The sequence below is a fragment of the Aphanothece sacrum FPU1 genome (assembly GCF_003864295.1).
In the GTDB taxonomy this organism is placed as follows: Bacteria; Cyanobacteriota; Cyanobacteriia; order Cyanobacteriales; family Microcystaceae; genus Aphanothece_B; species Aphanothece_B sacrum.
The window spans coordinates 24793-43434 of the sequence record NZ_BDQK01000002.1 but is presented as its reverse complement, the minus strand read 5'-3'; the positions used below and the strand labels follow the sequence as shown (position 1 = coordinate 43434).

At 37.4% G+C, this 18642-nt stretch carries 19 protein-coding genes; 12 read left to right on the top strand and 7 right to left on the bottom strand.

Translation table 11 applies throughout. The features are described 5' to 3' along the window. Positions 1 to 2: 2 nt before the first annotated feature. Positions 3 to 680: a response regulator transcription factor gene (locus AsFPU1_RS04205; protein ID WP_124977533.1), complete on the bottom strand. Its 678-nt coding sequence runs from the start codon at positions 678 to 680 to the stop codon at positions 3 to 5. A gap of 512 nt (positions 681 to 1192) precedes the next feature. After that, positions 1193 to 2371, bottom strand: a complete 1179-nt coding sequence (locus tag AsFPU1_RS04200; RefSeq protein ID WP_124977531.1) for a GumC domain-containing protein — start codon at positions 2369 to 2371, stop codon at positions 1193 to 1195. Between the two features lie 320 nt (positions 2372 to 2691). Here AsFPU1_RS04200 and rimI point away from each other — a divergent pair, with 320 nt between their 5' ends. Next, on the top strand, positions 2692 to 3237 hold the full coding sequence (gene rimI, locus AsFPU1_RS04195; RefSeq protein ID WP_124977529.1) for a ribosomal protein S18-alanine N-acetyltransferase: 546 nt from the start codon (positions 2692 to 2694) through the stop codon (positions 3235 to 3237). A gap of 76 nt (positions 3238 to 3313) precedes the next feature. Continuing rightward, positions 3314 to 4405 carry a redox-regulated ATPase YchF gene (gene ychF, locus AsFPU1_RS04190; protein WP_124977527.1) on the top strand — a complete coding sequence of 364 codons (1092 nt, stop codon included), beginning with the start codon at positions 3314 to 3316 and terminating at the stop codon, positions 4403 to 4405. Between the two features lie 99 nt (positions 4406 to 4504). Here the strand turns inward: ychF and AsFPU1_RS04185 are convergent, their stop codons facing one another. Next, positions 4505 to 4966, bottom strand: coding sequence for a Bdr protein (locus AsFPU1_RS04185; RefSeq protein WP_124977524.1), 462 nt, complete (start codon positions 4964 to 4966; stop codon positions 4505 to 4507). A 291-nt stretch (positions 4967 to 5257) separates the two neighbouring features. Between AsFPU1_RS04185 and AsFPU1_RS04180 the strand changes: the two genes are divergently transcribed. The 5 genes from AsFPU1_RS04180 (at position 5258) to AsFPU1_RS04160 (ending at position 8931) form a co-directional block, all read left to right on the top strand. Next, positions 5258 to 5893 carry a Uma2 family endonuclease gene (locus AsFPU1_RS04180; protein WP_124977522.1) on the top strand — a complete coding sequence of 212 codons (636 nt, stop codon included), beginning with the start codon at positions 5258 to 5260 and terminating at the stop codon, positions 5891 to 5893. Between the two features lie 229 nt (positions 5894 to 6122). After that, entirely contained in the window at positions 6123 to 6971 is an 849-nt protein-coding gene (btpA, locus tag AsFPU1_RS04175; RefSeq protein ID WP_124977520.1) for a photosystem I biogenesis protein BtpA, read from the top strand. Positions 6972 to 7020: 49 nt separating this feature from the next. Next, on the top strand, positions 7021 to 7998 hold the full coding sequence (locus AsFPU1_RS04170) for a vitamin K epoxide reductase family protein (protein WP_124977518.1): 978 nt from the start codon (positions 7021 to 7023) through the stop codon (positions 7996 to 7998). 193 nt (positions 7999 to 8191) lie between these two features. Continuing rightward, positions 8192 to 8608 carry a XisH family protein gene (locus tag AsFPU1_RS04165; RefSeq protein WP_124977516.1) on the top strand — a complete coding sequence of 139 codons (417 nt, stop codon included), beginning with the start codon at positions 8192 to 8194 and terminating at the stop codon, positions 8606 to 8608. Next, positions 8596 to 8931, top strand: a complete 336-nt coding sequence (locus tag AsFPU1_RS04160; protein ID WP_124977514.1) for a XisI protein — start codon at positions 8596 to 8598, stop codon at positions 8929 to 8931. Before AsFPU1_RS04165 ends, AsFPU1_RS04160 begins: the two co-directional genes overlap by 13 nt. 60 nt (positions 8932 to 8991) lie before the next feature. On the opposite strand, the gene AsFPU1_RS22950 is transcribed toward AsFPU1_RS04160, so the two are convergent. Continuing rightward, positions 8992 to 9507 (bottom strand): PEP-CTERM sorting domain-containing protein, encoded by a 516-nt coding sequence (locus AsFPU1_RS22950; RefSeq protein WP_227873630.1) that lies wholly within the window; start codon positions 9505 to 9507, stop codon positions 8992 to 8994. A gap of 40 nt (positions 9508 to 9547) precedes the next feature. Continuing rightward, on the bottom strand, positions 9548 to 11023 hold the full coding sequence (locus AsFPU1_RS04150; protein WP_124977512.1) for a leucyl aminopeptidase: 1476 nt from the start codon (positions 11021 to 11023) through the stop codon (positions 9548 to 9550). A 244-nt stretch (positions 11024 to 11267) separates the two neighbouring features. Between AsFPU1_RS04150 and AsFPU1_RS04145 the strand changes: the two genes are divergently transcribed. The 4 genes from AsFPU1_RS04145 to AsFPU1_RS04130 all read left to right on the top strand — a co-directional run bounded on the left by AsFPU1_RS04145 (position 11268) and on the right by AsFPU1_RS04130 (position 14569). After that, the gene (locus AsFPU1_RS04145) at positions 11268 to 12551 is read left to right on the top strand and encodes an ATP-binding protein (RefSeq protein ID WP_124977510.1); all 1284 of its coding nucleotides are present in this window, start codon (positions 11268 to 11270) and stop codon (positions 12549 to 12551) included. Between the two features lie 136 nt (positions 12552 to 12687). After that, the gene (gene miaE, locus AsFPU1_RS04140) at positions 12688 to 12828 is read left to right on the top strand and encodes a tRNA isopentenyl-2-thiomethyl-A-37 hydroxylase MiaE (RefSeq protein ID WP_124977563.1); all 141 of its coding nucleotides are present in this window, start codon (positions 12688 to 12690) and stop codon (positions 12826 to 12828) included. Between the two features lie 124 nt (positions 12829 to 12952). Further along, the gene (locus AsFPU1_RS04135) at positions 12953 to 13897 is read left to right on the top strand and encodes a TAXI family TRAP transporter solute-binding subunit (protein ID WP_227873629.1); all 945 of its coding nucleotides are present in this window, start codon (positions 12953 to 12955) and stop codon (positions 13895 to 13897) included. Positions 13898 to 13930: 33 nt separating this feature from the next. Further along, positions 13931 to 14569, top strand: a complete 639-nt coding sequence (locus tag AsFPU1_RS04130; protein WP_125061049.1) for a DUF3011 domain-containing protein — start codon at positions 13931 to 13933, stop codon at positions 14567 to 14569. A 246-nt stretch (positions 14570 to 14815) separates the two neighbouring features. Here AsFPU1_RS04130 and psb32 read toward each other — a convergent pair whose 3' ends face one another. Continuing rightward, positions 14816 to 15508, bottom strand: a complete 693-nt coding sequence (gene psb32 / locus AsFPU1_RS04125; RefSeq protein WP_124977508.1) for a photosystem II repair protein Psb32 — start codon at positions 15506 to 15508, stop codon at positions 14816 to 14818. Positions 15509 to 15853: 345 nt separating this feature from the next. After that, positions 15854 to 17650, bottom strand: a complete 1797-nt coding sequence (locus AsFPU1_RS04120; protein ID WP_124977506.1) for a fatty acyl-AMP ligase — start codon at positions 17648 to 17650, stop codon at positions 15854 to 15856. 92 nt (positions 17651 to 17742) lie between these two features. Between AsFPU1_RS04120 and AsFPU1_RS04115 the strand changes: the two genes are divergently transcribed. Next, entirely contained in the window at positions 17743 to 18618 is an 876-nt protein-coding gene (locus tag AsFPU1_RS04115) for an ADP-ribosylglycohydrolase family protein (protein ID WP_124977504.1), read from the top strand. Positions 18619 to 18642 lie beyond the last annotated feature (24 nt).

The following is an 18642-nucleotide window of genomic DNA, read 5'->3' as shown; positions in this document are numbered from 1 at the left end:
GATTAAGGAGATTCCCTGAGACGATAACCTAACCCATAAACAGTCTCAATCACATCTGAGGAAAGTCCGGCTTTTTTGAGTTTTTGGCGTAAACTACTAATATGAGCTTTAATAGTGGCTTCTTCAGGTAGTTGTTCTAACGGCCAAAGTCGATCTAAAATTTGGCTACGAGTAAACATCCGACGAGGATTACGCAAGAAAAATTCGAGTAAAGTATATTCTTTAGGACTTACAGAAATCAGATGATTTTGGTAAGACACTTGACAAGAACTCGGATCTAGACATAAGTCTCCCCACTGCAAGACAGGGGGTAAAGTTGACTCTCCCCGACGTAATAAAGCGCGAATGCGAGCCGATAATTCCTCAAGTTCAAAAGGCTTAACTAAATAATCATCGGCCCCAGCATCCAACCCTGTTACCCTATCTGTGAGTGTATCTCTGGCAGTTATCATCAAAATAGGGATTTTACGTCCTTGAGAACGTAACTGCCGACACAGGGTTATTCCATCCATTTTGGGCATCGTGACATCTAACAAGATGATGTCATACTCAAACACATCTAAAAGTTCCGAGGCGATTTGTCCATCATGGGCAACCTCTACTACATAATTACGATCCTCAAGATCTTCAACCACGGGGATGGTAATGCCTTCGTCGTCTTCTACTAATAAGATTTTCATGATGCTTTTGGAATAGTTACTTTTTAATAGGGTAAGTACCACGCGGAAAATTAATTGCACAGTCAGGGTGGGTTTATCTAATTTCTTTAAAAACCCAGAGCGAGTTTATTAAGTTTTTTTGTGAGAATCAGGGAATTTTCTCAAAAACCCAGAGCGAGTTTATTAAGTTTTTTTGTAAGAATCAGGGTATTTTCTCAAAAACCCAGAGCGAGTTTATTAAGTTTTTTTGTGAGAATCAGGGAATTTTCTCAAAAACCCAGAGCGAGTTTATTAAGTTTTTTTGTAAGAATCAGGGTATTTTCTCAAAAACCCAGGGCGGGTTTATGGAGTTTTTTTCTAAGAATCAGGGGTATTTTCTCAAAAACCCAGGGCGGGTTTATGGAGTTTCTTTGTAAGAATCAGGGTATTTTGCCAAAAACCCGCCCCTACAAATTTTATGTAATTAATTTGGTACACTTACTTAGCCTAAAGTTAGATTATTCTAGGCCAGCTAAACTGATTTGATCATCGGCCTAAAAAGTGCCTGGCCGGTTTTCTCCCCACTTGACAACTTGTGCTAAAACAGAAGGGTCAAGTCCTGACATCTGGGCGGCTTCTTGCAGTGTAGTGCTACTTCCTCGCCGTAGGGAACCGATGGCGGTTTGTACTTTGTTATAAGTCCATGTCCCGTACTTAATATGTTTTTTCTTGTCCGCAACCTGTAAACCGGCCGCTAAATCATTAGCCATATGAATTGATTGATCTCTAGGAGTTTTCTTCTTAGAAATAAAGGATGATTTTTCTTTATTCTCTTGTTCAAGTTGATCAGATACAGGTTTTTGTTGCTTTGGAACTGATGTATCTTCTTGTAAGAATTCGTTAGAGACAGAAATCATCGCTATATTAGCGTTTGATTCTATGGCGGTAGGTTGCTTCTGAATTGTTTTAGGAGTAGAACTGCTGGCTAAGTTTGGTGTTATTTCTGTCTTAGGGGGAACGAAGGCTAGATTCTGCGGAAAACGGTTTTTTGAAAGTTCATACTCGGACTGACTTCTTTGACTTAATTGAACAGGAGAATTAGTGGGAGTAAAAGAAGCAATAGGACGAGGCTGAGGATTTAATTGAGCTTGAGCCGCAAATGATGAGTTTTGAGTCGTATTTTTGGCTAAATTAGAGGCTATTTCCGTTTTTGTGATGTCTCTTTGGGCTGTCTGAGACTGTTGATAAGCCGTTAAGTGTCTTTGAAGTTGTTGTATTTGTTGGTCTTTTTCTTGGAATTTCGCTTGAAGATTAGCTATTTTTTGATTATATTCAGCCATTTGTCCTAGCTCTTCTGAAGAAAGATTATTAGCTTGAGATTTTGCTTGAAGATTGGCTATTTTTTCATTATATTCCGCTAGTTTTCTCTGTTCTTCTAAAAAAACAGTTTTTTCTCGAAGTTTGTCTTGAAGTTGTGCTATTTTTTGGAGATTTTCAGCAATTTGTTGCTGATCTGCGGAAGAAAGATTCTTTTCTTCGAGTTTTGCTTCAATATTAGCTATTTTTTGTTGATCTTCCGAAGGCATTGCTTGGAGATCGCGCCGAAATTGGGAAGCCTCACTCATCATTTTAGGCTCTTTTTCTCGCATAGCAATAAAAGCGATCAATGTTAACAGAGCTAATACTCCATTAATCTTAATTAGAGTTTTGATGACATCCATCAGAGATTTCATGGTTCAATCCTCACACAATGTTTCTCCGTCACAGACAAAGGTAACATCCTTTATGTATAATATTACTTCTTTATTACTTATGGATGGTATTTCAAATTTGAATGGCATTGGGAATTTTCCTGTGCCACTTAAATAACTGTCCTAGCCAATCATTGAGTATTCCTAAGAAATTATAGCTTACACCATAAGTCACAATTGTAAAAAACTCGTTAAGACCCTTAAAATTTATCTGTTAGTTCATTATAACTCTAATTAACTCTTTGTAAGACTTATATTCTAATCAAGAATAAAGTTTAATTTTTATCCCAATTATTAAAAAAATGTCCCGTTTATCTCTGAAGATCAATCGTCCTGAGTTAAAACATTTGCACCAAATTGTTGAATTAGATCGTCACTGTTTAGGAGGTTTATGGACAATTAAAGGATATCAACAGGAATTAGAGAGTCTTAATAGTAGCTTTTTAGTGTTATCTATAGAATCTCAGAATTTAATTATTGGTTGTGGTTGTTTTTGGTCTATTTTAGAAGAAGCTCACATTACCTTACTAATGATTCATCCAGACTATCAAAAACAAGGTTTAGGGCAATTACTACTTTATGAAGTATTAAAAGATGCTTGTCAACGTCAACTAGAACGAGCTACCCTAGAAGTGAGAGTATCTAACTATTCGGCCCTATCTTTATACGAAAAATTTGGCTTTAAAATTGCCGGACGACGTAAAGGATATTATCAAGAAACGGGAGAAGATGCTCTAATTCTTTGGCGGGGTGATTTACATTATCCCCAGTTCCAAACACAAATGTCCAATTTGTGGCCTAATATTAGCGATCGCCTTAACCAACATCATTGGCAAATTTCTTGGTGAAATAAGGTAATGAATAACATTAAGCCCCTAGGCCAACTTCTGCTATAGTGACTTAGTGCTGATTAATAATTGACCTATGCTACAAGCTGGAATTGTGGGACTACCCAATGTGGGTAAATCGACTTTATTTAACGCCCTAGTCGCTAACGCTAAAGCAGAGGCCGCTAATTTTCCTTTTTGTACCATTGAACCGAATGTTGGAGTGGTAGCCGTTCCTGATGAACGTTTAGAGGTATTAGCTAAACTCTCACATTCCGAGAAAATTGTACCGACTCGCATGGAATTTGTTGATATTGCTGGTTTAGTTAAAGGGGCCAGTCAAGGAGAAGGTTTAGGTAATCAATTTTTGGCTAATATTCGAGAAGTAGATGCGATCGTTCATGTGGTACGTTGTTTCGATGACGATGATATTATTCATGTATCGGGTTCTGTTGATCCGGCTAGAGATATTGAAGTCATTAATTTAGAACTGGCTTTAGCTGATCTCTCCCAAGCTGAAAAACGTCTGGAACGGGCAAGAAAGCAGGTTAAGGGCAAAAAAGAAGGACAAGAAGAAATACCTGCCTTAGAAGCGATTGTAGCTGCTCTCAATGAAGGAATTGGGGCGCGTCACGTCGAATTAACTGAAGAACAAGAGGAATTAATTAAATCTTTGGGGTTACTGACCCGAAAACCTATCATTTACGCGGCTAATGTGTCAGAAGATGATTTAGCTAAAGGTAATGAATGGGTTGAAGAAGTCAAAAAAATAGCGGCCAAAGATAACGCTAAAGTAGTGATAGTTTCGGCTCAAGTTGAATCAGAATTAGTGGAGATTCCAGAGGAAGAAAAAACGGATTATTTAGAAGCTTTAGGAGTTAAAGAAGGGGGTTTAAAATCATTAATTAAAGCAACTTATGAGTTATTAGGTTTAAGAACTTATTTAACGACTGGGCCCCAAGAAACTCGCGCTTGGACGATTCAGGCAGGGATGAAAGCACCTCAAGCGGCTGGGGTTATTCATACTGATTTTGAGAGGGGATTTATTAGGGCTGAAACGGTTTCTTATGATGATTTAGTCACCTATAAAACCATGAATGCGGCTAAAGAAAAAGGGTTAGTTCGTAGCGAGGGTAAAGAGTATGTTGTTCAAGAAGGAGATGTACTATTATTTAGGTTTAATGTTTGATGAAGGTAGGATTTAACAGTGTTAAATTCCTATAAAAACCTGTAGGGACATAATACCATTATGCCCCTAATTATGCCCACAAATTAAACTGCTTCATCATCATCGATTAGGGAAATTTGGGAACAATAATTTAATGATTCCGGTAGTAATGCCTAAGACAAAACCAACGACAACAGAACGATTAATAAATTCTTGAGTATCTAACCGTTTACCAATTCCCTGAACTTCTGTAGAAAGTGTTTTGATTTCCCCCTTAAGTTCGGTTTCCAATTTATCGATTCTTCCATTGAGATTAGTTTCAATTTTTTCAATTTTTCCATTAAGATCGGTTTCAAGTTTCTCAATTTTTCCGTTGAGATCGATTTCGAGTTTCTCAATTTTTCCGTTGAGATCAATTTCGAGTTTTTCAATTTTTCCTTCAAGTCTAGTTTGTCCAATCTTAAGGTCTGTAAGATCTTCTTCAATACGGTCAAACCTATCATCAATCTTGTCTAATTTTTGATTAATTTGACCTAAAATTTCTTCTAACGAGTAAGTCACAGTGATGGGTGTTTGACTCATCAGTTAAACTCCTATCTGAAATGTTGTCAGGGGACTAACTTCATTATCCTTCTTAACCGTAGCATAGCAGGCTAATTTTACAGCAAGTCCGCGCTCGTCGGACTTTGTTGGTATAGCCACAGGCTTTAGCCTGTCGGCGTTTTGGACTAAGCTGACACCAATGAATGGCATTATGCCTCTATTATGCTACAAAAACCTGTAGAAGCCAGAGGAAGTTAGACTAATGTTATTAGCATTTCTACTGGGACGTAAAATGATAAAATAATCCCCAAGAAACAATGAGATAAAATCATGGTTGCTCAACTTAATAATTTAACAACGCCAGAGATAATTTATCCAGACAGCGATGGTAAACCAATGGCAGATAATACCCTTCAGTTTCGTTGGATTACCCTAATTAAAGCCAATTTAGACTGGTTATTTAATCAAGACGATCAAGTTTTTGTGGCAGGAGATTTACTCTGGTATCCCGTAGAAGGCAACAATAAAAAACGACAAGCACCCGATATCATGGTAGTATTTGGACGACCCAAAGAAGAAAGAGGATCATATCAACAATGGAAAGAAAATAATATTGCTCCTCAAGTTGTTTTTGAAATTCTCTCACCAGGGAATACACAAACAGAAATGAGTCGAAAATTGCTCTTTTATGAACGTTATGGGGTAGAAGAATATTATATTTATGATCCCAATAAGAATGAATTGAGTGGTTTATTACGGGGAGAAGAAGGATTAGAAATTATCGAAGATATTAACGGTTGGGTGAGTCCCCTTTTAGGTATTCGCTTTGAATTTGCAGAACCAGAATTAAAATTATATTATCCCAATGGGGAAAGTTTTACCACCTACACAGAAGAAAGACAACGGGCTGAAAAATTAGCCGCAAAATTAAAAGAATTAGGAGTTAATTTAGATGAATATTTGTAGGTCTAAAACTCTCTAACCCTAAAGGGTTGGGCTATACAAACAAAGTCCGCCTGCGCGGACTATCCGAGGAATTATTAATATTTGAGTCTGGGTAGCTTTCCACATTTTTCGTTTTGAAACATATGTATTAAGCCGAAAACTAGGATGAGGGGTTCTTAATAAGATACAATTTGTAATTGGATCTCAATTTCAGACGGGAGAACCCGTGGCCGACTCTTAGGTAGATTCAGTGGACTTGATTCAAACGTTTAACACCAAAAACCCGATCATTGGGGTAGTTCATTTGTTACCCCTGCCCACCTCTGCTCGTTGGGGAGGAAGTTTAACTGCTGTTATCGAACGGGCAGAACAAGAAGCCACAGCCCTCGCCGCAGGGGGAGTTAATGGGATTATTGTCGAAAATTTCTTTGATGCGCCTTTTACTAAAAATCGGGTTGATCCGGCTGTTATCAGTTCTATGACCTTAATTGTAGATCGCATCAAAAATTTAGTGGTGGTTCCGGTAGGGATCAATTTATTGCGGAATGATGCTTTAGGCGCAATGGCGATCGCGTCTACCATCAATGCCCAATTTATTCGGGTAAATGTCCTCACAGGCATCATGGCTACTGATCAAGGATTAATAGAAGGAAATGCTCACGAATTACTGCGCTATAGGCGAGAATTAGGGTCTGATGTGGCAATTTTAGCGGATGTCTTAGTCAAACACGCCCGACCTTTAGGAACCCCTAATCTAACTACGGCGGTTCAAGATACCATTGAAAGAGGATTAGCTGATGGAGTCATTCTGTCAGGATGGGCAACTGGAAGTCCTCCGAGTCTAGAAGATTTAGAATTGGCAACTGCTGCGGCTAAGAGAACCCCTGTATTAATAGGTAGTGGGGCCAATTGGGATAATATCGGAACCCTGATGCAAGCAGCTGATGGGGTCATTGTGGCTAGTTCATTGAAACGTCATGGTAAAATTACGGAACCCATTGATCCGATTCGAGTGGCCCAATTTGTAGAAGCGGCCCAAGAAATTAGCGCATTTAAAGAAAAATCAAAATCTGAGCAACCTCTCAAACTGACTTCATAAGACCTTGCTAGAATCAGCAATAATGATGATTTACTAAATAGTAACTATTATGAGTCGTAAACGTTCTGTTCCTTGGATTTACCGTTGGTCTCGTCCGATCATTGGTGCGATCGCTATTGCTGGTGCTATTCTAACCGCTTATCTGGCTATTACGAAACTGACAGGGGGAGAAGTGGCTTGTGGGGTTAGTCAAGCAGAAAGCTTAAAATCAGGTTGTAAAGGTGTTCTTGATAGTCCCTATGCCACTGTTTTTGGCTTACCCTTAAGTTTATTCGGTTCTCTGGCTTATAGCAGTATGGCCGTCTTTTCTTTAGGGCCTTTATTAATTAAACCTGAAACTAATAAAACTTTTAGAAAACAACTCGATGAATGGACTTGGTTACTCCTTTTAGCTGGAGGAACCTCAATGGCTGTTTTTAGTGGCTATTTGATGTATATTTTAGCCACAGATCTTAAATCTGTTTGTTATTACTGTATCGGGTCTGCAACGTTTTCTTTGGCTTTAATGGCATTAAGTATTTTGGGCCGAGAATGGGAAGAAATCGGTCAACTCTTTTTTATTCCAGTTGTTGTCGCTATGATTACTCTAGTAGGAACATTAGGGGTTTATGCCAATGTTAATGGCCCTACAGCAGACGGCCGTTTACCGATTGAACAACCGACAACTGAAGCTAAACCACCTGAAGGCTGGAAAATTACCAGTCAGTCAGGGGAAGCAGAAATTGCTTTAGCGAAACATTTAACCGCGATCGGTGCGAAAATGTATGGGGCTTATTGGTGTCCCCATTGTTTTGAGCAAAAACAAATTTTTGGAGAAGAAGCATTTAAAGATGTTACTTATCTTGAATGTGCTTCTGATGGCAAAAATCCTCAGACTCAGGCTTGTCTGGCCGCAGATATTAAGTCTTTTCCTACGTGGGATGTTAAGGGACAAAAATTATCAGGGGCCCAACTTCCTGAAAAATTAGCGAAAGTGTCTGGTTATACGGGACCAACAAACTTTAAATATACTCTTCCTGGCCGTTAATTAACCTGTAGGGTGGGCATTGCCCACCTTCTCACACAAAAAGTGATCGCACTAAGTAACTGGACAAAAATAAACGTTACGGTGAAGTGAGCAGGGGAGCGCCGGAGAGGGGTTACAACCTAGTTACATTTCTTAACATAGTATTGTTTATTTATGTCCGACTACTTAATAAGATAAAACGATATAATGAGCAATGGCAGCTAAAGACTTATTTCATGATGCTGTAAGAAAATCTCTCTTGAAAGAGCAGTGGGTGATTACAGATGACCCATTGAGAATCAGGATTGAAGGGGTCAGATTTAAGATTGATTTGGCAGCAGAAAAGGTCTTTGCGGCTGAGAAAGAGGGGCGAAGAATTGCCGTAGAAATCAAAAGCTTTCTGAACAACTCTGCCCTCAGTGATTTTCATACTGCCTTGGGGCAATTTTTAAATTACCGCCTTGCCTTACAAATGACTGAACCACATAGGATATTATATCTGGCAATACCATTTGATACATTCGATTCTTTCTTTCAAGAACTATTTGTTCAACAGGCTATTAAGCTTTATCAACTCAATCTTATTGTTTACGATCCTAAAGAGGAGGTAATTATCGAATGGAGAGATTAGATCATTACCGTCAATGTATTCGTAAGCTGCTAAACCAACAAGCAACAATTGCACAAGAAAGTCCAGAAATTGAATGCCAACTAATTTTTGATATAGAACATGACCACTATCAGTTATTAGATCTCGGCTGGGATGGTCTGAAGCGAATTTACAACTGTTTTATTCATTTAGATATTAAAAATGACAAGATCTGGATTCAGCGCAATATGACGGAAATAGATATTGGACAACTATTGGTGGAGATGGGAGTATCTAAAGAGGATATTGTTTTGGGCTTGCATCCTCCTTATAAACGTCCTTATACAGGATATGGAGTTGCATAAATACAGTGTAGGGGGTGCATTACATTGCATTAATACACCCTACAATATTGGTGATGTTAGTTAGGCTTTATTATTTTTTGTTTTAGTTAGTTTTCGCTTAAAGAAACTGCCAAAACCCATAGCAGTTCCTGCCCCCAAAATAGTTAAAGGTTCAGGAACTGTACCGGCCGAAGAATGACTAAATGACTTAATACTTGCCGAAAAACTAATCGACAACTCACTATCTTCCGGTCCAAAACTATTAGGACCAGGTATAAATGGTGGTGCAGAAAAAACTTCTAAATAACCTGGTGTTGGTAAGAAACTAGCGAAAAATGGACTAGCATAGTTTCCTTCTTTAGTCAGAAACCCAAAACCGTCACCTGTTAACTGCTGAGCATTTAAACTAATCAAATTGTCAACATTGAAAGGTTCGTTTCCTGGGATGGGAGTTCCCGTAGGTTGTAGACCAATAATTTTTTCACCATTTCGTTTACCCTTAATTCCCGTAAGACAACCTAACAAAACTTCGGTTTTGTTAGATGCAGTTCCCTGTGAAGTTGGAAACCCCATCCGTCTTACGGTGGGGTAGTTCATGTAGGCAATGCCCACATTAAAACGATTATATTGGGGGTAATTATTGATTCAACACCCAATTAACCAGGGTACGCACCGGAAAACCCGTGGCCCCCGCATTATTAACCCCATTCTCTTTATCGGCCCAAACTGGGCCGGCTACATCTAAATGGGCCCAAGGTGTTTCCTTAATAAACTGTTTCAAGAATAAGGCCGCCGTAATAGACCCTCCGGCCCTGGGCCCCGTATTCTTCATATCTGCAATAGGAGACTTTAACCCCTCAAAATACTTATCTTCTAAGGGCATTTGCCAGAACTTTTCTCCGGCAGCTTCTGCGGCGGTTTTAATCTCACTGGCTAAAGTATCATCTGTACTCCATAACCCAGAAATATGATCCCCTAATGCAATAATACAAGCTCCGGTCAAAGTCGCTAAATCTATGATCCCATCTACTTCTAATTTTTCGGCAAAAACCAAGGCATCAGCTAAGGTTAAACGTCCCTCAGCATCCGTATTATTCACCTCAATGGTTTTGCCATTAGACGCGGTTAAAATATCCCCTGGGTGCATGGCCTTACCACTAATCATATTTTCTGTGGCAGCACAAATAAAATGAACCTCCACATCGGGTTTAAGTTGACCAATAGCTTGGGCGGCCCCTAATGTGGCGGCCCCTCCTCCCATGTCCATTTTCATGGTTTCGATGCCACTACCTGCTCCTTTAATATTAAGTCCCCCGGAGTCAAAGGTTAAACTTTTACCCACAATGGCTAGTTTGCGTTTCGGGGTTTTTGAAGGTTTATAGGTCAAATGAATGAATTTAGGCGGTAAATCTGAGGCTTTGGCTACTCCTAAAAAGGCCCCCATGCCTAAATTTTCACAGTCTTCTTGTTCTAAAATTTTTAGGTCTAACCCGTAGTCTGTAGCAATTTTTTGGGCAGTTTCGGCAAAAGTGACAGGAGTGACGGTATTAGCGGGGGCCGCTACTAATTCTCGTGCTAAAATTACCCCAGAACAGACCATTTCTGTGCGTTTAATGGCTTCAGTTTGCTCTCCTACCCCTAAAATGTCTACAGTTTCTAGTAATGGGGCTTTTTCTTCGGGTTCTGACTTAAAACGGTTATCTTGATGTAGGGAAAGAATGATACCTTCGGCGATCGCGGCTACCGTATCAGTGGAGTTATCATTAACTACAGGAAGATTAATGGCCAAGGTTTTGACCTTTTCTTTTTTGGCCATACGTGCGATCGCAGCAGCAGCTAACCGAACTGTATTGATGTTAACCTCATCAACTTTGCCTAACCCGACTAACATCACTTTACGAATGGGACTATTACCTCCCACACGAGTTACTGCGCTAGTGCCTGATTTTCCCTCAAATTCAGTTTCAGTGATTAATTCTTGTAGGGTTCCTCCTAATTTCTCCTCTAACTGGCTTAATTCTCCAGTTATTTCTGTAGAATCCTCAAAAAAGCCTAAAGCCAGTGCGTCTCCATTCCAGCTTAATAAGGAGGTATCTGTCCCACGAATATCCATTTATTTTCTCTTATTGTCTAGTTGCAAACAACATATCTTTGTAATTGTAACCCAATCAGTTCAATAATGGATAATTATTCAACAATGGATAATTGATAATTCATAATTGATAATGGATAATTCATAATGGATAATTCATAATTGATAATGGATAATTCATAATTCATAATTCATAATTCATAATGACCTCTCAACTCTCAACACTATATATAATTTCCAGGAACAACAACTAACTCCACTTATTATGAATCAAAACTTAAATTATTATTATCTCATTTATCAAGAAATTTCGTCTCTTTTACTTTATCAATCTATTTTTAATGATGAAGTTGGAAGGGCTTTTCTCAAACTGTTAAAGACGATTTATTCTCGCCATGAAACTGATGTAAATTTTCATTGTTTAACTGCTTATAGTCATTGGTTTAAAGTATTAGCCTTTCAAGGAATTAGTTGGCAAGATCATCTAATTAATAAAATCCTATTAGATAACAATCCTTTTAGTCAACAAGTTCAAATTATGACCTTACAAAATTTACCTAATGCTTTAATTGAAGCAAGTAAGCATGATTTAAGTATTTTAAATACTTTATATAATTTACCTCTTGAAGCCATTAGTCAATGGGTAAAACAATCAGCAAATGTTCCTTTTTCTCCTTTAGTTGTACAATTAGATAATTCTAATAATACGTTTTTACATCAATCTGATAATTGGGAGAATTGTTTAGAAGAATTAGCTCAATATTATCGTCAACAAGGAACAGGTATTTTTGCTGAGTATAAAGCTTTGAAATGGCAAGATAGTCAATTAATAGGTATTTCTCATCCTGATCCGATTAAATTAAATGAATTGGTGGGTTATGAAGCACAAAAAGACACTTTAATCAAGAATACAAAGATGTTATTATCTGGTTATTCTGCCCTTAATGTTTTATTATATGGCAGTCGTGGATCGGGCAAATCTTCTTTAGTTAAAGGGTTATTAAATGAATATAGTTCTCAAGGTTTAAGATTAATAGAGGTCAATAAGTCTCAATTACATAATTTACCTTTAATTGTGGATCAAGTGAGAAATATTCCTCAAAAATTTATTATGTTTGTTGATGATTTATCTTTTGAAGAAGATAACGATGGTTTTAAAGCATTAAAGGTAGTTTTAGAAGGAAGTGTCACAGCAAAAGCCAAAAATGTCGTAGTTTATGCGACTTCTAATAGACGACATTTAATTCGAGAATTTTTTGCTGATCGTCCTCGTCCTAGTGATGCAGATGAAATTCATAATTGGGATACAGTACAAGAAAAATTGTCCTTTAGCGATCGCTTTGGTTTAACCTTGACTTTTGAACCGGCAAATCAAGATATTTATCTCAATATTGTCCATCATTTAGCCCAACAATTAAACATTAATTTACCATTAGAGGAGTTAGAATTTAAAGCTAAACAATGGGCTACTAAATATAATGGTAGATCAGGAAGAACCGCTCGACAATTTATTGATTTTTTACAAGGAGAGTTGATAATGGACAATTGATAATTGATAATTGACAATGAATAAGAAAACCGTTAAACTCAGTTCATAATTCATAATTCATAATTCATAATTCATAATTCATAATTCATAATTCATAATTCATAATTCATAATTCATAATTCATAATTCATAATTCATAATTCATAATGGCATTTATTGGGTATTAGCAGATACTTATTTTGATAGAGAAATTGTGCAAATAAGACTTGATGAATTGTCCTTAATTGAAAGTCAAATTTTAGAAAAGTTACATCTTCAACCAAGAATTCATAGTTAATAGTTAATAATTAATTATTAATCTTAATTTTTTGTAATAATATTGTTATAGACAATTCTAGATAATTTGTGAGAGAATAAGCGAGGTTATATAGATTTGAACAAATAAACGCGCTCAAAAAGTCATGAAACAACGACTATATTATTTTTTTTGTATATTCCTGGCAGTAATGGTAATGCTACTTGTGTTTATCCCGTCCCATACAGTAGCACAAACGCCACCTTTAGAAATTAATATTGTCACAGGAAATGAGACAGGAGAATACTATTCTATAGCCAAAGATCTAGAAAAATTAGCTCGAACCAAGAATTTAGATCTTGATATCATTCCCACAAAAGGAGCATTACAAAATGTTGATAATGTATTCTACTACCAAAGTGTTGCATTAGGAATTACTCAAGGTGATATCTTGGCATTTCTTAATACCTTTGCGAATAAAGATGAAGAAGTGCGCCGTCAAGCAGAATCAATTAGAGTAGTTCTTCCCCTTTATAAAGAACAAGTACATATCATTACAAGGCAATACATTAAATCCGTAGAACAATTAACAGGAAAACGAGTATCTATTGGAGAGTCAGGAAGTGGTACAAGTACCACAGCAGCAACTTTAATCTATCAGCTAAATATTAACCCTAAAAAGTTAGAAACCCTAGATATTAAACGAGGCATTGATGCACTTCGTAAAAAAGAAATTGATGCTCTATTTTATATTGTAGGCATACCCGCCCAAGTATTGCAAGAGCAAATTTTTCCAGATGATAACTTCCACATTTTACCCTTAATATTGCCCTCACAACCGGATGATGAGTTTTTGGCAAAATTATACTCAAAAGCGGTAATTCCCGCTAAAACTTATCCTTGGCAAACAGACAAAGTAGAAACCTTAAGTGTTCAATCTTTTCTCTTTACAGTTGCCGAAGAAAACTGTGATCGTGTAACTCCTGTAGTCAAATTAATCCGAGAAAATTTATCTTGGTTGAAAGAAAATGGCGACCCTGTTTGGAAACAAGTTAACCTAAAAGACTTATCTGAACTAGACTCTACACGAACTTCTAAATGTGCCGCTTGATAATTAATTTAACCAATTTTGGAGCCAACAAAAATGATGATTACTCGCCTTAACCAACTAACATTAATTGCGGGCATTAGTCTCGGACTAATTTTACAAACAATTCCCGTCTCTGCCCAACAAAATGTCACTTGTGAATCTTACAAATATCGTTATCAATTTTGTCGAGTTAATACTCGTGGGGGGGTAAGACTTGTTAGACAACTTAGTAATAGTAGTTGTCGTCAAGGAGAGTCTTGGGACTATGATAGAGATGGTATCTGGGTAGATAAAGGTTGTAGTGCTGAATTTTCTATTCGAGGCAAAGATACGGGTTACGATAATAATAATAGTGACTACAATAATAATAGTAATAGTGGGGATGGTACCGCAGCCGCAGTTGTTGGTGGTGCATTAATTGTTGGTGCTATTGCCGCAGCGATCTCAGGTGGCTCTGATAACAACAATAACAACAATAACAACAATAATTCATCGAGTGGCTACCCAACTATTACTTGTAATTCTAAAGATAATGGGTATACTCGTTGTCCGGTAGATACTCGTCGTGGTGAGGTTTATCTTCAACGTCAACTGAGTCAAGCAGGTTGTTGGGAAGGAGATACTTGGGGATACGATAGAGAAGGTATTTGGGTTGATAAAGGGTGTCGTGGCCTGTTTGAAGTTAGAAGATAAGATAAGTAGGTGGACAAAATTAATTAGACAAAATTTGTAGGGGCGGGTTTTTTACATAAATTCATGATTCTCACCAAAAAACCAGATAAACCCGCCCTGGGTTTTTTACATAAATCCATGATCTTTCTGAGTGAGTTAAATTAATAAGATGCTATTAAACTATAATCTGAACCATATAGATAGTGAGATGTGTTGGGAACACATCCTACTACGTTTAGTGTCCTTGCGTAAGTCCTATTTACGAAGTTATCTTCCTGGTAAACCAACATACCAAAAATAAGTTGCCATGGGAATAGCAGTAGCTAAAACTAACAACACAACTACCCAAATTGTGGAAATTTTATCATCTGTATCTTCCGCACTTGTAAAGGTACTTTCAATGTTAATTTCTTTCGCTTCTGGGGGGCCAGGATCAGCATTTCCTGATAATATAGCAACTAGGCGATCACTGGCGGCTAAAAATGCTTTGTTATATTGTTCGCCATCCCGTAAAGTATAACCTATAGTTTCCGTGACGATACTATTAGCAATATCATCGGTTAAAAGGGTTTTAACTGTTTCTCCTTGACGCATAGCAGTATTGTTAGTAAAAGTGTCGACTACTAATAATGTTTGATTGGCTTGTTCTTCTGGGGTAGGATACCATTTACTGAATATTTTATCAGTCAAAGTGTCGATAGTTTGATCATAATCTAAACGACGAATGGCCACAAATCTGATTTCGTTTCCGGTGTTTTCTGCTAATTTTTTAAACTTATTATTTAAGCTGTTTTCATTAGCTAAACTGATGGCCTCTGCTTGATCGACTACCCAAATAGATGATCCCGCATTTAATACAGGAAGATCATACACTCCTGTAGCAGCAGCAGGGGCAACAATGACAGTAATAGCGATCGCAAAGGATAATAGCAGTCCTATTAAAGATTTTAGGTGTTTCATGGCATTTTGTGTGATGAGAATAATGACGGAATTTCACCCCATTATAAAATATGATTGCACCTGTTGATTTATAAATATATTAGAATCAATTAATTATTAACATGATAATCTCTAAGGGTTTAATATTATTAAACCCTCTTTTATTTAATTATTAATTATGGGTTAAGATTGATATAATGACAAGCTATTGTTATATCTACTAAAAAATAATTGCCACAAGTTTGTACCACTTATCTTCAAAATTTTCACCTAGACTAATGCAGATTATTTGCTTAAACTCTTGATCTTCAATAAATAGTAAGATGGGCATTATCCACCTTACTATTGTGAAGTTTACCATGAAAATTATTCGTCATCAGACACATTAAATTTAGTCATAATTTCAGCATTATCACTCCAAATACCCACCACATTTATAGTGCCATTTAGAAAATTTTGACGACAAGCGCGACGCTGAATTTTACCACTTGCTGTTTTAAGAACCGTTCCCGATTTGGCTAAAACAATAGCATAAGTTTGAATTTCATGTTCTTCAGCAATTTCTTGACGAATATCTCCTAATAATTGTTCAACTTCTAATTCTCCACTGCGTCTTTCAATTTCCTGGACAATAACTAAAGCTTCTTCCCCATTATTATCCACTGAAAAAGCTGCCCCATAATCAGAACGAAAAACCGGATTAAGATGTTGTACAGTCCATTCAATATCTTGGGGATAATGATTAGTTCCCCTGATAATAATTAAATCCTTCATCCGTCCCGTAATATAAAGTTCTCCCTCTTTAAGAAACCCTAAATCTCCTGTTCTTAAGAATGGCCCTTCTTGAGTATCTTTAATATATGCTTGAAACGTATTTTCTGTTTCCTCTTGTCGTTGCCAATAACCTTGTGCCACACTCGGATCAGATACCCAAATTTCTCCTACTTCATTAGTTGCACAACGAGTGAAAGTATCAGGGCGAACGATCGCTACTTTTGTCTGACAAACTAATTGACCACAACTGGCCATAATACGAACCCCTTTCTCTTTTTCGGGATCAGCTTCCACAATTTTATCTTGTTCTAAAAAAGTAGCATCAAGACAAGCAAATACTGGATGACTTCCCTTGGGTTTACTAGATACTAATAAAGTATATTCTGCTAACCCGTACGCAGGGGCAAAAGTTTCCCATTTAAACCCACAATCAGAAAAGGTTTCTACAAAATTAACCATTACTTTTGGATTAATAGGTTCAGCCGCATTTCCTGCTGCTTGCCAACTGCTTAAATTAAGTTGGGGGATATCTTTGGGTTTAACCCGACGAATACATAAATCATAGGCAAAATTAGGAGCTTGAGAGTGAGTTATGCCATATTTCGTAATATTATGTAGCCATTGAATAGGACGCTTAATAAAGGCAAAAGGAGACATTAAATAACAGGGGGTTCCATTGTAGAGAGGAACTATCATACCTTCGACTAAACCATAATCATGAAAATAAGGCATCCAAGTTGTGGTAATACTCTTAGAATCATAACCGCAAGCTTGTTGTAAATAGCCCGCATGGTGCATTAAATTAAAATGACTTAACATCACCCCTTTTGGTGTAGAAGTAGACCCAGAAGTATACTGAAGATAGGCTAAAGCATCTTTATCTACTTTGGGATCTTGCCATTTTTCAGACAAAGATAGATCAACTGTCGCAGTATCGATCCAGTGCATTTGCTCAAATTCTGGGAATTCGTCAGGAAAATTGCCAATTAAGTCTAAAATTGCGGCAGTAGTTAAGGCAAAAGTAGCATTAGCATCTTTGACAATAGATCGTAATCTGGGTAAAGTACGTTTAAGTCTGCCTGACTCTGGAGGAGGAGCCGGAATAGCAATGACTCCCGCGTATAAACAACCACAAAACGCGGCAATAACTTCTAAACCTTGAGGATATAAAAGTAGGGCCCGTTCCCCTTTAACCTGATATTGTTGTAAAAGTGCGGCGATCGCTTTGGCCTGACGTTCTAATTCTCCATAGGTCAAGGGTGCAGTTTCTTTTTTGCCATCAATGAGAAAGGTGTAAGCGTGGCCATCAGGGGTAGTCGTCGCCCTTAAGTGTAGCAGTTCAATGAGAGTGGTAGGACTGGCTAAAGATTTTTCTAGAAGTTGGGTCATTGTTGATAAAAAGATAAACTTTAAAAAAATTCATAAACTGCTCTCAATTTTAAAGTAAAATTTCATCTTTGCAAAACTATCATAACTCCGATATGGGTAACAGACTCTTAAGACAATTTCAAGGAACTTTAATAGGGAGTTTTATCGCAGGAAAACTCGGAAATTACCCAAAATATGAGGCTTGGTGGTTAATTATGCAGCAAAAAATAACTGCACGTCTGATCGAAAGGGGAGAACTCTCTCAAGAAGACTGGCAAATGATTATACCCTCAGAAAGCGGCAAAAACAAGTCCTTACCGACAGGAGAACTAACTTTAGGGATACTGCCCTTAATTGTGTTTTTGTTTGATACACCTTACCTACTAAGGGAACAATTACAACCCTTAATTAATCTTGAACAATTGTCTTCGCAGAAAATAGAAGATATGCTTTTGTGGTCAGAATTATTAGGACAACTATTGAGTGTTAAAAGCTTAGCTAACTCCACAGATAATCAACCCTGGCAACAGATTAACGTCTTTTTAGCACAAGGAACCCCCTTAATGGAGGTAAAGACTTATTTTAAACAACAAGTTACTCCAGAACAATTTAAAATGCTCTTATCAGTGTATTGTTTTAGGAATAATCCAGAAGACTTTCGCTTAGGAGTATTGCGGGCCACTCAAACGGGTGATGCGGTAATCACTGCCTTAACAGGAGCCTTAGCAGGTGCTTATAATGGAATCAAAGGAATTCCTTTGCATTGGCGGTTAGGGATATCAGACCCAGACAAGGGAGCGTCAATGCAGGAACAAGTAAAGCAACTGTGGGCAAAGTGGGCGGGTGTTTATTCTCCAGAGCAAGTTCATCAGGAGTGGGAAACCCATGAGATTACGTCGGCCTTAATTGGTCAAAAATACCCCACCAAAAGACTAATTTCTCAAAAAGAATATTTAAGATTATCCGCGATCGCTTTAGATAAGCACTAAAGTACTTAAAAAATCAAAGATTAA